This window comes from Paenibacillus sp. FSL H7-0943 (assembly GCF_037963265.1).
GTDB classification, from domain to species: Bacteria; Bacillota; Bacilli; order Paenibacillales; family Paenibacillaceae; genus Paenibacillus_AQ; species Paenibacillus_AQ odorifer.
Map to the genome: position 1 here is coordinate 6,270,424 of NZ_CP150148.1, position 15,194 is coordinate 6,285,617.

A 15,194-nucleotide genomic window follows, 5' to 3' on the forward strand; every position below is an offset into this window, starting at 1 on the left:
ATGAAAGTTTACCATTTCTACCCCTTTAACGAAAGGTCATTCGGTATTTGCATTAAATGTATATTTTAAATTGATCTATTTCCAATAAAAAAAGCTTCCGCTCCTCTATAAATAAGGAGCGAAAGCCTTGTTTATTTTATTCGGATTCTACTTCTTTTTCAAGCGCTGGCGCTACTGGAGCGTCCACTTTAGTCACCACAAGTTCTCCGCCGACCTCATCAATATTGAGGGAATCACCCTTTTGGATATTTCCTCTCAACAATTCCTCAGAAAGACGGTCTTCAATATGCTTCTGAATTGCCCGGCGCAATGGACGTGCACCAAAGGCTGGGTCATAACCTTCTTTAGCCAAGAATGCCTTCGCTGCATCCGTGAGTACAAAATCAACATCATATTCACGCAGGCGCTTGCGCAGCTCATCAGACATCAACGTAACGATCTCAGCGATATGTTTCTCATCGAGTGAGTGGAAGACGATGATTTCGTCGATCCGGTTCAAGAACTCTGGACGGAAGCTCTTCTTGAGCTCTTCCATAACCTTGCCCTTCATATTGCCGTATTCTGCTCCTGCATCCTGCACAGCCGTGAATCCAAGCGTTGAGTTCTTCTTGATTGCCTGTGCGCCTACGTTAGAGGTCAGAATGATAAGTGTATTGCGGAAGTCAACTACCCGGCCTTTGGAGTCGGTGAGGCGACCATCTTCAAGCACTTGCAGCAAAATGTTGAATACTTCCGGATGTGCTTTTTCAATTTCATCAAGCAGTACTACCGAGTATGGTTTACGACGTACCTTCTCTGTTAATTGGCCGCCTTCTTCATAGCCGACATATCCAGGAGGGGCACCAACTAAACGGGATGTGGAGTGCTTCTCCATGTATTCCGACATATCAATACGGATGACCGCATTCTCATCGCCGAACATGGCTTCAGCAAGCGCACGAGCCAACTCAGTTTTACCTACACCCGTAGGACCGAGGAAGATAAAGGAGCCCATTGGACGTTTCGGATCTTTAAGACCCGCACGCGCCCGGCGCAATGCCCGGCTGACAGCCTTAACAGCTTCGTCCTGACCAATCACTCGTTCATGCAGCAGAGCTTCCATGTTAAGCAGACGGTCGGTCTCTTCTTCCTTCAGCTTGCTTACAGGGATTCCCGTCCAGCTTGCAACAACCTGTGCGATATCTTCAGGTGTAACTTCAGAATCGGTGCGTCCTTGTTTTTCTTTCCACTGGTTCTTAGTCGTATCAAGCTCTTCACGGATTTTTTGCTCCGTATCACGCAGGGCAGCCGCTTTCTCAAACTCTTGGCTCTGAACAGCGGAATCCTTCTCCTTGCGGATATCATCCAAGCGCATTTCTAGTTCCTTCAGATTTGGCGGGATAGTGTAAGAGTGAAGCCTTACTTTAGACCCTGCTTCATCGATAAGGTCAATAGCTTTATCCGGCAGGAAACGATCCGGAATGTAACGATCAGACAGCTTTACAGCTTCCACGATAGCTTCATCCGTAATTTTCACACGGTGATGTGCTTCATAACGATCGCGAAGTCCAAATAGAATTTGTACCGCTTCTTCTGGGGATGGCTGATCCACCGTAATGGGTTGGAAACGGCGCTCCAAAGCTGCATCTTTTTCAATATATTTACGATATTCATCCAGCGTAGTCGCACCGATGCACTGAAGTTCTCCGCGGGCTAAAGCCGGCTTAAGAATGTTGGAAGCATCAATAGCACCTTCTGCGCCACCAGCACCGATCAGTGTATGAAGCTCATCGATAAAGAGTACGATATTCCCCGCTTGGCGAATCTCATCCATGATTTTCTTGAGGCGGTCTTCAAACTCACCGCGATATTTAGTACCAGCCACTACCGAGCCCATATCGAGCGTCATTACGCGTTTGTCGCGCAGTGTTTCTGGAATTTCATTATTAATGATCTTTTGGGCCAAGCCTTCAGCAATAGCTGTTTTACCAACCCCAGGTTCACCTATCAACACCGGGTTGTTCTTCGTCCGGCGGCTCAGTACCTGAATAACACGTTCAATTTCCTTGCTACGACCGATAACTGGATCCAGGTTGCCATCCTTGGCATAAGCCGTCAAATCGCGTGCTAGACCGTCTAGAGTAGGTGTGCTGACATTAGCAGGTGTTCCGCTATGACTGGATGCAGCCTCGCTGCTTCCCAGAAGCTGAAGCACTTGCTGACGAGCTTTGTTCAAGCTGATGCCGAGGTTATTAAGCACACGAGCCGCGACACCTTCTCCTTCACGAATAAGTCCTAGCAGAATATGCTCAGTGCCGACATACGTATGTCCCAGCTTGCGGGCTTCGTCCATCGACAACTCGATTACTTTTTTGGCGCGAGGAGTATAAGCAATGTTCGTAGGTTGTTCTTGGCCTCTGCCAATCAGTGTCTCCACTTCGTCCTGGATTTTTTCAAGACCCAGACCCAAAGCGATTAATGCTTTAGCAGCAATGCCGTCTCCTTCACGAATAAGTCCTAGCAAAATATGTTCTGTGCCAATATTGTTGTGTCCTAAACGAACAGCTTCTTCCTGCGCTAGCGCTAGCACTTTTTGTGCGCGTTCCGTAAATCTTCCAAACATCATATCTCCTGCACCTCCATGAATAATAAATATCTATATTAATGTTGTGTTCCCAGTGTTTCTCGGAGCAGTTTCGCCCGATACATATCCCGTTCAGTGGCGTTCATCTCGTCACCGAACATTTTTTGCAGAAATCCTGGCTGTGTCTTAACGTTAAGCTCATTAAGCACGGAAATCGAAGGGCCTTCCAGTATGCCAAGGTCAACCCCAAGTCTCACATCAGACAGCCGTTGTGCGGATTCTTTAAGCTCCATTAGAGCAGCGTAACACAAAATCCCATAAGATCTTTTCACTCGGTCTGTAATTCTCAAAGCGGAATCTACAAGCAGCCTTTCACGGGCATTTCGTTCATGCTCTATAATCTGGGTGACTACACTGTGAAGGTTCTCGATGATTTCACTTTCTGTTTGACCGAGAGTAATCTGATTGGAAATTTGAAAGATGTTCCCTACTGCTTCGCTGCCCTCACCATAAATTCCTCTTACAGTCAATCCCACTTGGTTCACTGCTGACAATATGCGATTGATCTGTTGGGTCATTACTAGTGCTGGCAAATGCAGCATTACTGAGGCACGCAGCCCTGTACCCACATTGGTGGGACAACTGGTCAAGTATCCTCTTTTATCATCAAAAGCGTAATTCACAGCCGATTCGAAGATATCATCGATGGCTGTCGCACGTTGCCATGCTTCTCTTACCTGAAGACCCGGGAACAGACATTGGATCCGCAGATGGTCTTCTTCGTTAATCATGATGCTGACCGACTCATCTTCATTTAATATCACAGCTGCGCCACGTGAATCATTAGCCAGATTAGGACTGATGAGATGTTTCTCGACCAATACCTTTTTATCCAGTTCATTCACTTCAGCAAGCTTTATTAGTTGAAAAGATCCGAATTCGGCAGCAGTTTCCCCATGAAACACAGGGGCCAGCAGCTCTAATACTTCTTCCGATTGCTCTAAGGAAGCAAGCATAGGGAATGGAAGATGCTCTAAATTACGTGCAATACGCATACGGCTGCTAATTACAATCTCGGAGTGACTGCCTCCCGAGCGCATCCAATCACTAAGCGCTTGTTCAGTAAATCGGAGACTTGACATGTCATATCCCCCCTATATATCAAAGACTTTACTCTTGTGCCATTTCTTTTTCAAGTTGGCGAATTTGATCCCGCAGCTCTGCCGCAGTTTCGAATTCCTCCTGTGCGATACTTTGCTGTAATTCCAGCTTCAATTCATCAATTTGCCGCTTGAACACAATTTGTGCTCCAGCACGTTTAGGAATCTTGCCTACATGCGAAGTGCTGCCATGCACCCGTTTAAAGAGCGGGTCCAGTGCACTGTTAAAATATTTATAACAGGAGCTGCAGCCAAAACGACCCAATTTGCTAAACTGCGAGTACGTCATTCCACAATTCTCACATTGCAGACTCTGCGTAGTCTTCGTAGCAGCCGTCTTTTCCTTACCGGCCCCTTCAAGATCAAGCAGACCGGACAGCAAGCTGTGAATGGAGAATCCTCCAGCAGTTCCCGGGATCAGTTCACCCTTCTCCCGCGCACAGCTCTCGCAGATATGAAATTCTGTCTTCTCTCCATTCACGATCTTGGTGAAATGGAGTGTTGCTGGCTTGACGCCACATTCCTGACATTGCATAAGCGAAAGCCCCTCCCTTATGATTGACAATTATTTGCCTAACAAAGAGATTAACATCGCCTTCATAATCTTGGCCCGAATCTCATCCCGATATGGAATCTTAACCGTTAGGCAATCCCGAGAAACAGCAGCGCGCATAAGACACGCCTCACGCTTGCTTAGAAAACCAGCTTCTTCCAGTTGATAAATCAACCCTTCGGCAGCGTTCTGATCTATCCCGCCACCTATAGTATGGTTTAAATGGGCATGCAGTGCCACGTTGGGCGGCAATTCAAAACGTTGAATACGAATATATCCCCCGCCACCACGCTTACTTTCCACCACATAGCCTTTTTCCAGTGTAAAGCGTGTACTAATAACATAATTGATCTGTGACGGTACGCATGAGAACTGGTCCGCCAGGTCATTTCGCTGGATTTCCACCGTACCTTCGGGACTTTCATGCAAAATATTCTTCAGATATTGTTCAATAATATCAGAGATATTGCGCATCACTCATCCTCCAGTGCTCTTTAAAGCTTCATAATATCGCTTGCGCCCGCATCCTTAATGACATTCATTAGTGAACTTCATTCATATAAGTCTGAAGAAAACTTCACAAATTCAGAGGATCGCACTGTATGTCATCAGGTGCGTTGACTTTGACTTTCTTTGACTTTTTAATATTATAACATATTCTGTGCTAATTCCAAGAGGATTCTCTTATTTTTCACTTTTTTCAGCGAATGTATTCGGAAATAAAGAACTCTCCCAGCATCTTTCGAAGGGGAGAGCCTAATTATTTTCTAAAAATGATCAAAAAGTGCAGTTTCAGCTTGCGGTATGATTTCTTCGAGCCATTCCAGAGCCCTCGGATTACCAGTCACACGTCCATAACGAGCCAGCTCTGCCGGGCGTTTATATCCAAACATTAGAATCGTCAGCGTACCAATCTCACAGCTTAAGTCAGCTGCATCCCGTTCACCCTCTATACGCAAGAAAGCTGCTGCTCCCTTTTCGGAGACAGTCCATTCCCACAACCCGTCATTCCATGGGGCGTATTTATCTTCAATATAGATAACCTGTTTCTTCTGACTGTTGTGACGCTTAAAAGAATAACTCTCCACGAATGCTTTAGCATTAACAATACGCGCCATAAAATAAGGATAATTCTCCTGCTCTATACGCGGATCAGGCAGCAAAAAGGGTAACATATCATCGGATGGCACCAGTTTTAGCGATGCACCGGTCACCATCGAATCGTGATTCGCAAGAAATGTCCACAGCCCCTGCCGGGCCTGTTCGTTCAAAAACACAAATTCATCAATGACCAGCTCTCTATTTTCTATCTTATATAGTACGTATCCTTCAGGTTCCCCAAGCTGTGAATAAAATACCGCAGTCTGACCTTCATCATCCAGAACAGAGTTTTCCCACCAGTCCAAATCACGCTTAAGTGTTCCGTTATATCTAACTGCAAAACGATTGTATAAGTTGTCCAATACTTCGATATCTATAACACCACGTCTTACCTTGCCCTCAACTTCAACCTTCTTGGGAAACTTGGCAACAGGAATGGAGTATTTCTTATATTCACAATAAACTTCCCAACCAAATTTGCGATAAAAGGGGATCAAGAACGGATGCAGAAAAGATAATGTCTGCCCCGCCTCATTCATCGTTTGCAGCGTATGCGCTAGGAGCTTTGCCACATGTCCCTGTCTGCGATTCTCTGGCCATGTCGCTACCCCTGCGAGCCCTCCCATAGGTACTAATCTACCTTGTATGTACACTTCGAACGGAAGAAGAGTAAGTTTAGCTTCCAAAGTACCTTCTTCAAAAGCACCCCATACGCGTTCTGCTTTAAATCTTTCCTTAGCATTCGCCCTTTTCTCACTAGGCAGCTTGTATTGAAAAGCATATTCAGATAAATCCATGCTTAGATCAAACTCTTCTGAGTGCAACTGTCTGATATCCACAAAACTCACCTCATCATTTATGAATTTACTTTTATGGTTAGTATAACAAGAGAGTGTATTGTGTGCGAATTATAAGGATATTTTTCGAACTTTTTTCAGTTATCCACAGCCTTAGGCAGTTTTAAAAATAGTCTTGTAATCTTGTTCTATTCAAGTTAAAATAATTATCCACTTATCAATCCCTCTATCCACATAAATATGACTATATCCACAGCAACCCGTGTATTACTTAGGTTTTCTGTTGACAGATCTACATAAATATGTACTTAATCCACACCATTTGGTGATTTTTTGCCTTTTAATCATCTATCCACATGTGCGTAAGTTTTCTGCAAATTCCAATGAATTATCCACAAGTTTTCCACAATCTATAATAGACGCAAAAAAGCCACTGTCGAGTTATCAACAGTGGTCTATTTGTGCTTGGCAACGTCCTACTCTCCCAGGACCCTTCGGTCCAAGTACCATCGGCGCTGGAGGGCTTAACGGTCGTGTTCGGGATGGGTACGCGTGGAACCCCTCCGCTATCGCCACCAAACATGCGTCTGTGAAACAGACGCTGCCGCGTGAAATTCAGTTCATCACCAGAAGTGACAATGAATTTCTAAGCGTATTTCAGGCTTGATGCCTGAAAACTGAATCCGAAACGAATCTGCATCCTACGTATAGGATAAGCCCTCGACCGATTAGTATTGGTCAGCTCCATGCATTGCTGCACTTCCACCTCCAACCTATCTACCTCGTCGTCTTCAAGGGGTCTTACTAATTGGGAAATCTCATCTTGAGGGGGGCTTCACGCTTAGATGCTTTCAGCGCTTATCCCGTCCGTACGTAGCTACCCAGCCATGCTCCTGGCGGAACAACTGGTGCACCAGCGGTACGTCCATCCCGGTCCTCTCGTACTAAGGACAGCTCCTCTCAAATTTCCTGCGCCCACGACAGATAGGGACCGAACTGTCTCACGACGTTCTGAACCCAGCTCGCGTACCGCTTTAATGGGCGAACAGCCCAACCCTTGGGACCTACTTCAGCCCCAGGATGCGATGAGCCGACATCGAGGTGCCAAACCTCCCCGTCGATGTGGACTCTTGGGGGAGATAAGCCTGTTATCCCCAGGGTAGCTTTTATCCGTTGAGCGATGGCCCTTCCATGCGGTACCACCGGATCACTAAGTCCGACTTTCGTCCCTGCTCGACTTGTAGGTCTCGCAGTCAAGCTCCCTTATGCCTTTGCACTCTGCGAATGATTTCCAACCATTCTGAGGGAACCTTGGAACGCCTCCGTTACTCTTTAGGAGGCGACCGCCCCAGTCAAACTGCCCGCCTGACACGGTCCCCGTACCCGATAAGGGTACTAGGTTAGAACCTAGATACGATCAGGGTGGTATCCCAACGGCGCCTCCACCGAAGCTTGCGCTCCGATTTCTACGGCTCCCACCTATCCTGTACAGATCGTACCCAAATTCAATATCAAGCTGCAGTAAAGCTCCATGGGGTCTTTCCGTCTTGTCGCGGGTAACCTGCATCTTCACAGGTATTAAAATTTCACCGGATCTCTCGTTGAGACAGCGCCCAAGTCGTTACGCCATTCGTGCGGGTCAGAATTTACCTGACAAGGAATTTCGCTACCTTAGGACCGTTATAGTTACGGCCGCCGTTTACTGGGGCTTCGGTTCATAGCTTCGGGTTACCCCTAACCACTCCCCTTAACCTTCCAGCACCGGGCAGGCGTCAGCCCGTATACTTCGCCTTGCGGCTTCGCACAGACCTGTGTTTTTGCTAAACAGTCGCTTGGGCCTTTTCACTGCGGCCCCCTCGTGCTATTCACACTACCGGGGCACCCCTTCTCCCGAAGTTACGGGGTCATTTTGCCGAGTTCCTTAACGAGAGTTCTTCCGCGCGCCTTAGAATTCTCTTCTCGCCTACCTGTGTCGGTTTGCGGTACGGGCACCTTCTCCTGGCTAGAGGCTTTTCTTGGCAGTGTGAGATCATGACCTTCGCTACTACAATTTTCGCTCCCCATCACAGCCCAGCCTTATCGATGTGCGGATTTGCCTACACATCAGCCTCACTGCTTAGACGGACATCCATCAGTCCGCGTCACTACCCTCCTGCGTCACCCCATCGCTCATAGCGGATTACGGTGGTACAGTAATTTCAAACTGTTGTCCTTCGACTACGCCTTTCGGCCTCGCCTTAGGTCCCGACTTACCCTGAGCGGACGAGCCTTCCTCAGGAAACCTTGGGCTTTCGGCGGATCAGATTCTCACTGATCTTTTCGTTACTCATACCGGCATTCTCACTTGTGTAGTGTCCAGCGCTCTTTTCAGTACACCTTCAACCCCTACACAACGCTCCCCTACCCCAGATACATAGTATCTAGCCATAGCTTCGGTGGTGTGTTTAGCCCCGTTACATTTTCGGCGCAGAGTCACTCGACCAGTGAGCTATTACGCACTCTTTCAATGGTGGCTGCTTCTAAGCCAACATCCTGGTTGTCTGTGCAACTCCACATCCTTTCCCACTTAACACACACTTGGGGACCTTAGCTGATGGTCTGGGCTGTTTCCCTTTTGACAATGGATCTTAGCACTCACTGTCTGACTCCCGGCAATAAGTATATGGCATTCGGAGTTTGACTGAGCTTGGTAATCCTTGCGGACCCCGCACCCAATCAGTGCTCTACCTCCACTACTCTTATACCGAGGCTAGCCCTAAAGCTATTTCGGGGAGAACCAGCTATCTCCGAGTTCGATTGGAATTTCTCCGCTACCCCCACCTCATCCCCGCACTTTTCAACGTACGTGGGTTCGGGCCTCCAGTGCGTGTTACCGCACCTTCACCCTGGACAGGGGTAGATCACACGGTTTCGGGTCTACGTCCACATACTAATTCGCCCTATTCAGACTCGCTTTCGCTGCGGCTCCACCTTCTCGGCTTAACCTTGCATGTTAAACGTAACTCGCCGGTTCATTCTACAAAAGGCACGCCATCACCCATTAATAGGGCTCTGACTTTTTGTAAGCACACGGTTTCAGGTTCTATTTCACTCCCCTTCCGGGGTGCTTTTCACCTTTCCCTCACGGTACTGTTTCACTATCGGTCGCCAGGTAGTATTTAGCCTTAGCAGATGGTCCTGCTGGATTCATACGGGGTTTCACGTGCCCCGCACTACTCGGGATCCGTCTCGGAGAGAATACAGTTTAGGCTACAGGGCTTTTACCTCTATCGCGGGCCTTTCCAGACCTCTTCACCTACCATATTCCTTTGTAACTCCATGTGAGACGTCCCACAACCCCTAAGAGCAAGCTCTTAGGTTTAGGCTGTTCCGCGTTCGCTCGCCGCTACTGACGGAATCACTATTGTTTTCTCTTCCTCAGGGTACTTAGATGTTTCAGTTCCCCTGGTCTGCCTCTACATTTCCTATGTATTCAGAAATGAGTAACTGCGAATTACCACAGCTGGGTTTCCCCATTCGGACACCCCCGGATCAAAGCTTGCTTACAGCTCCCCGAGGCAGTTTCGTTGTTCGCCACGTCCTTCGTCGGCTCCTGGCGCCTAGGCATCCTCCGTGTGCTCTTATTAGCTTAACCTTGATTTTTCCGCAGGAAAATATCATACGATGACATTCTCTTTGGAATCATCTCACTAATAACATTTACTTGTTTACACAAGTTGCTAAAAGATGTTCTAAAACGCAAATTCGTTTCGGTATCCAGTTTTCAAGGATCAAGTGTATAGACATAACAAATAGATGAAGTTTGTTGGTGGAGCCAAGCGGGATCGAACCGCTGACCTCCTGCTTGCAAGGCAGGCGCTCTCCCAGCTGAGCTATGGCCCCGCAAATTCCATCAAAACCGAACAAATGGATACACGTTAATTGGTTGTGGAAGTTAAACTTCCGATTTGAATGTTCTCATTGCAGAGAACGATTCTCCATAGAAAGGAGGTGATCCAGCCGCACCTTCCGATACGGCTACCTTGTTACGACTTCACCCCAATCATCTACCCCACCTTCGGCGGCTGGCTCCCTTGCGGGTTACCCCACCGACTTCGGGTGTTGTAAACTCTCGTGGTGTGACGGGCGGTGTGTACAAGACCCGGGAACGTATTCACCGCGGCATGCTGATCCGCGATTACTAGCAATTCCGACTTCATGCAGGCGAGTTGCAGCCTGCAATCCGAACTGAGACCGGCTTTGATGGGATTGGCTCCACCTCGCGGCTTCGCTTCCCGTTGTACCGGCCATTGTAGTACGTGTGTAGCCCAGGTCATAAGGGGCATGATGATTTGACGTCATCCCCACCTTCCTCCGGTTTGTCACCGGCAGTCACTCTAGAGTGCCCAACATTACTTGCTGGCAACTAAAGTTAAGGGTTGCGCTCGTTGCGGGACTTAACCCAACATCTCACGACACGAGCTGACGACAACCATGCACCACCTGTCTCCTCTGTCCCGAAGGCCGCTGCTATCTCTAGCAGATTCAGAGGGATGTCAAGACCTGGTAAGGTTCTTCGCGTTGCTTCGAATTAAACCACATACTCCACTGCTTGTGCGGGTCCCCGTCAATTCCTTTGAGTTTCAGTCTTGCGACCGTACTCCCCAGGCGGAGTGCTTACTGTGTTAACTTCGGCACCAAGGGTATCGAAACCCCTAACACCTAGCACTCATCGTTTACGGCGTGGACTACCAGGGTATCTAATCCTGTTTGCTCCCCACGCTTTCGCGCCTCAGCGTCAGTTACAGCCCAGAAAGTCGCCTTCGCCACTGGTGTTCCTCCACATATCTACGCATTTCACCGCTACACGTGGAATTCCACTTTCCTCTTCTGTACTCAAGCCACCCAGTTTCCAGTGCGACCTCAGGTTGAGCCCAAGGTTTAAACACCAGACTTAAATAGCCGCCTGCGCGCGCTTTACGCCCAATAATTCCGGACAACGCTTGCCCCCTACGTATTACCGCGGCTGCTGGCACGTAGTTAGCCGGGGCTTTCTTCTCAGGTACCGTCACTCCGGTAGCAGTTACTCTACCGGACGTTCTTCCCTGGCAACAGAGCTTTACGATCCGAAAACCTTCATCACTCACGCGGCGTTGCTCCGTCAGGCTTTCGCCCATTGCGGAAGATTCCCTACTGCTGCCTCCCGTAGGAGTCTGGGCCGTGTCTCAGTCCCAGTGTGGCCGTTCACCCTCTCAGGTCGGCTACGCATCGTCGCCTTGGTGGGCCGTTACCCCACCAACTAGCTAATGCGCCGCAGGCCCATCCCTCAGTGACAGATTGCTCCGTCTTTCATTCTTCTCTCAGGAGAAAAAAGAAATTATCCGGTATTAGCTACCGTTTCCGGTAGTTATCCCAGTCTGAAGGGCAGGTTGCCTACGTGTTACTCACCCGTCCGCCGCTAAGTTATTTTGAAAGCAAGCTTTCAAAATAACTCCGCTCGACTTGCATGTATTAGGCACGCCGCCAGCGTTCGTCCTGAGCCAGGATCAAACTCTCCAATTAGTATTGAAAAGAGCGATATGCTCATTTTGAAACTGACGATTCATTAATTGAATCTTTTTAAAAATTAACGTGTTCCATTTGTTCAGTTTTCAAAGAACTTGCTCCTAGCATTTCGACATTCAATGTCTCTTGCACAGGAATTAGAGTATATCATGTTTGTTTCTATCTTGTCAACTTATTTCTTCATCGCTTGTGTTTCGTATGTGCGATGCGTCGTAAGCACAAGAGATAATATACCATGCTGTCATTGAGTTTGCAAGCTTTTTTTGAAATAAAAAAATCATTCGTATAAATAACTTCGATACAACACAAATTGATACCATTCATCCATTATTTGTGGCTAAATAGAATTTATCGTATTCGCCAATCTTACCTTTTAACTATCAGTACAGAGAGGAGTCAAAATGAAGACCAAACCTACAGACGCTGCATCCACGGTAGACAGCAAGAACAAGGAGCAGCGTAATCTGCAGCAGGCAACGATTTATAAAATTTTGTTAGCTGTCAGTTTTGTTCATTTATTTAATGATTCTATACAGGCAGTCATTCCAGCAATCTTCCCTATTCTCAAAGATAATCTACTGCTCTCTTTCGCCCAGATTGGATGGATCTCATTCGCTTTAAATATGACGTCATCAGTAATCCAACCCGTCATTGGATATGCTGCAGACCGTAAACCCCGTCCTATATTATTACCACTGGGTATGTGCAGCACATTTTTAGGTGTACTTCTATTGGCTTATGCCAATAGCTATTTTCTGGTCTTATTCTCGGTTATCCTGATCGGATTCGGTTCAGCCACCTTCCACCCAGAGGGTATGCGTGTTGCTCATATGGCCGCAGGTCAGCGAAAGGGATTGTCGCAATCTATTTTTCAAGTGGGCGGCAATGCTGGCCAGTCCCTGGGTCCAATGCTTACGAAATGGGTGTTCATCCCCTTTGGCCAGATTGGTGCCCTAGGCTTCACGATCGTCGCGGCTGCCGGAATCGCTGTTCAGACCTATGTAGCTCGCTGGTATAGAGAAATGCTAGATGCCGGTTATACCTTTCATAAAAAATCAACAGCACGGGCAATCGACCCCGCCCGCCGAAAAAGCATACGAACAGCAACGATTATTCTTGTATTCCTAGTCTTTGTTAGGTCTTGGTATGGCGCTTCTATCGGCAGTTACTACGCCTTCTATCTAATGGACAAATATCAAATGACGCTGGATAAAGCCCAAATCTATATTTTTATGTATTTGGCTGCTGGCGCAGTGGGCACATTTTTTGGAGGTCCGCTGGCTGACCGTTTTGGACGGCGTAATCTCATCTTACTATCAATGGTAGGAACCGTTCCCTTTGCACTTGCTCTACCCTTTGTAGGTCCATTATGGGCGGCTGTATTGCTGCTGATTGGCGGTTTCATCCTTCTGTCCAGCTTCTCTGTTACCGTCATTTATGCTCAAATGCTATATCCGGGCAACATTGGCACAGTTTCAGGTCTGATCACGGGACTTGCTTTTGGACTCGGCGGGATCGGCTCATTAGTCCTCGGCAACCTCATTGATAGTATCGGGATTGCTAAAGTGTTCATCGCTTGCGGCTTCCTCCCGCTGCTTGGGTTTCTTGCCTTGCTGCTTCCTAGAGATGAGAAATTAGAAGAATGGGCGGCGCAATAACTTCTCAATGATCACTTAAGGCTTTACTCATTACTGTAGAAAATAGAGCGGCAGCCTTCCCGCTGCCTTCAGTCATGTAATTATCCTGATTCGTACGATCAAAACCCATCCATACCGCAGCTGTCCACTCCGAAGTATAGCCTACAAACCAAAGATCCCGATTAGCTTTCTTGCTCACGCCAGCCAAGTCCAATTGGGTCGTACCGGTCTTTCCCGCTACTGGTCTGTTCATCTGCGCTTTTTTCCCTGTTCCTTCATTAACAACATTGCGTAACATAGCCGTCATCGCTTCTGCGGTAAGCGGCGAGATTACCTGACGTGATTCAGAGGGATGAGTATACAAGACCTTCCCTTTTGAATCCGTTATGGAGCGCACCATATGAGCCGCATTAAATTTCCCTCCACTAGCAAAGACACTGTAGGCCTGGGCCATTTTTAGTGGAGAAACCCCATTATGAAGCCCCCCCAAAGCTATTGATAAATGATTGTCCTCCTCCGTCAGTACAATTCCTAATTTGGCGGCAAATTGCCGCGCAGAAGAGATTCCAACCTGCTTCAATACCCATACGGCTGGTGCATTGATGGATTTTTGCAAAGCTGTGTTCATTGTGACCTGACCTTGGTATATACCGTTCAAGTTCTCAGGCTTGTAGCTGCCATAAGCAACTTTACGGTCGGACAGCATACTATTCGGGTTGAATTTCCCGCTCTCCAGTGCAGGTCCATAATCAATGATCGGCTTAAAGCTGGAACCCGGCTGACGTGCATCAATAATAGCTCTGTTCAAATTGCCCTCGTTTTGATCTCGCCCACCAATCAATGCCACTACTTCTCCTGTACGATGATCCATTATGGTCATAGCTGCTTCTACCTGCTGATCTTTTCCGTCAGGTGGAAATGAAGCCTCTTTGAGAACGGCCTGCTCAAGTGCCTGCTGTGCTTTGATGTTCAAACCTGTAACTATAGTGTAGCCGCCTGTACGAAGCTCCTCTACGGATTTCCCTGTGATCTGAGCCGCTTCCTTAAGGGCGGCATCCACATAGTACACTCCGGCAACCCCATTTTCGACCGCAGCTGGAGGCTGATATTGTTTATTCATAGCTTCCTGCATTTGCCCATTCGTGATTAGTCGCTGATTGAACATCATCTTTAGCACTACATTTCTTCTCGTTTTGGATAATGCACTATTGTCTACTGGGTTATAAATAGAGGGGCCTTTAGGGATTCCCACCAGAGTGGCTATTTGCCAGATCTCCAATTTTTTCAGATCAGACACGCCGAAGTAACGCTTCGCTGCTGCTTTTACTCCATATTGTCCCCGCCCCATATAAATCTGATTGAGGTACAGCTGCAAAATCTCACGTTTCGTCAGTCGCTGCTCCAAGGCAAAAGCAATAGAGGTTTCATTTAACTTGCGCAGCATATTCTTATCTCTGTTCAAATAAAGATTGCGAGCAAGCTGTTGAGTAATACTACTGCCACCTTCTGATAAACTCATGTCCAAGATATTTTTCAAGAAAGCGCGTGATATCCCTTTATAATCGACCCCTTGATGGCTATAAAAACGGCGGTCTTCTACTGTTAAAAACGTATCTATTAATAAAGCCGGCATCTCCTCAAGCTCTGCTGTAAGCCTATAACCAGAGCTCGGTAGCGGAGTCATTCGTATAACTGTTCCATCTGAAGCTGTGATGAGGCTTGATTCTGGCAATTGCAGCCTCTCCTCATGCCGGTTAAGTACAATCCCCCCATACTGGTATACATAGAACAAAATCAAAAGCACCAATACCGTACTAATAACACTCACATCAAATAATA

The 15,194-nt window shown here is 47.4% G+C and carries 7 protein-coding genes, 1 tRNA gene and 3 rRNA genes; 1 reads left to right on the top strand and 10 read right to left on the bottom strand.

Going from position 1 to position 15,194, the window contains the following annotated elements; all coding sequences use genetic code 11:
- Positions 1-136: 136 nt before the first annotated feature.
- From clpC to NSQ55_RS27620, 9 genes are all read right to left on the bottom strand, one after another.
- Positions 137-2,605 (bottom strand): ATP-dependent protease ATP-binding subunit ClpC, encoded by a 2,469-nt coding sequence (gene clpC, locus NSQ55_RS27580; protein ID WP_036680471.1) that lies wholly within the window; start codon positions 2,603-2,605, stop codon positions 137-139.
- A gap of 35 nt (positions 2,606-2,640) precedes the next feature.
- On the bottom strand, positions 2,641-3,705 hold the full coding sequence (locus NSQ55_RS27585) for a protein arginine kinase (RefSeq protein WP_076186629.1): 1,065 nt from the start codon (positions 3,703-3,705) through the stop codon (positions 2,641-2,643).
- 28 nt (positions 3,706-3,733) lie between these two features.
- A complete protein-coding gene (locus tag NSQ55_RS27590; RefSeq protein WP_036680467.1) occupies positions 3,734-4,258 on the bottom strand; it encodes a UvrB/UvrC motif-containing protein in 525 nt (174 codons plus the stop codon).
- A 30-nt stretch (positions 4,259-4,288) separates the two neighbouring features.
- Positions 4,289-4,750, bottom strand: coding sequence for a CtsR family transcriptional regulator (locus tag NSQ55_RS27595; protein ID WP_036680465.1), 462 nt, complete (start codon positions 4,748-4,750; stop codon positions 4,289-4,291).
- 293 nt (positions 4,751-5,043) lie between these two features.
- Positions 5,044-6,216, bottom strand: coding sequence for a GNAT family N-acetyltransferase (locus NSQ55_RS27600; protein WP_076186631.1), 1,173 nt, complete (start codon positions 6,214-6,216; stop codon positions 5,044-5,046).
- Between the two features lie 421 nt (positions 6,217-6,637).
- A 5S ribosomal RNA gene (rrf, locus tag NSQ55_RS27605) occupies positions 6,638-6,754 on the bottom strand.
- A 128-nt stretch (positions 6,755-6,882) separates the two neighbouring features.
- Positions 6,883-9,808: ribosomal RNA gene (locus tag NSQ55_RS27610) — 23S ribosomal RNA — on the bottom strand.
- Between the two features lie 172 nt (positions 9,809-9,980).
- A tRNA-Ala gene (locus NSQ55_RS27615) sits at positions 9,981-10,056 on the bottom strand.
- Between the two features lie 101 nt (positions 10,057-10,157).
- Positions 10,158-11,715: ribosomal RNA gene (locus NSQ55_RS27620) — 16S ribosomal RNA — on the bottom strand.
- Together the 16S, 23S and 5S rRNA genes with 1 tRNA gene alongside form the textbook arrangement of a ribosomal RNA operon.
- Before the next feature lie 404 nt (positions 11,716-12,119).
- On the opposite strand from NSQ55_RS27620, the gene NSQ55_RS27625 reads away from it, so the two are divergent.
- On the top strand, positions 12,120-13,376 hold the full coding sequence (locus tag NSQ55_RS27625; protein ID WP_076123743.1) for an MFS transporter: 1,257 nt from the start codon (positions 12,120-12,122) through the stop codon (positions 13,374-13,376).
- Positions 13,377-13,380: 4 nt separating this feature from the next.
- Here the strand turns inward: NSQ55_RS27625 and NSQ55_RS27630 are convergent, their stop codons facing one another.
- On the bottom strand, positions 13,381-15,183 hold the full coding sequence (locus NSQ55_RS27630) for a PBP1A family penicillin-binding protein (RefSeq protein WP_339170011.1): 1,803 nt from the start codon (positions 15,181-15,183) through the stop codon (positions 13,381-13,383).
- Positions 15,184-15,194: the final 11 nt, after the last annotated feature.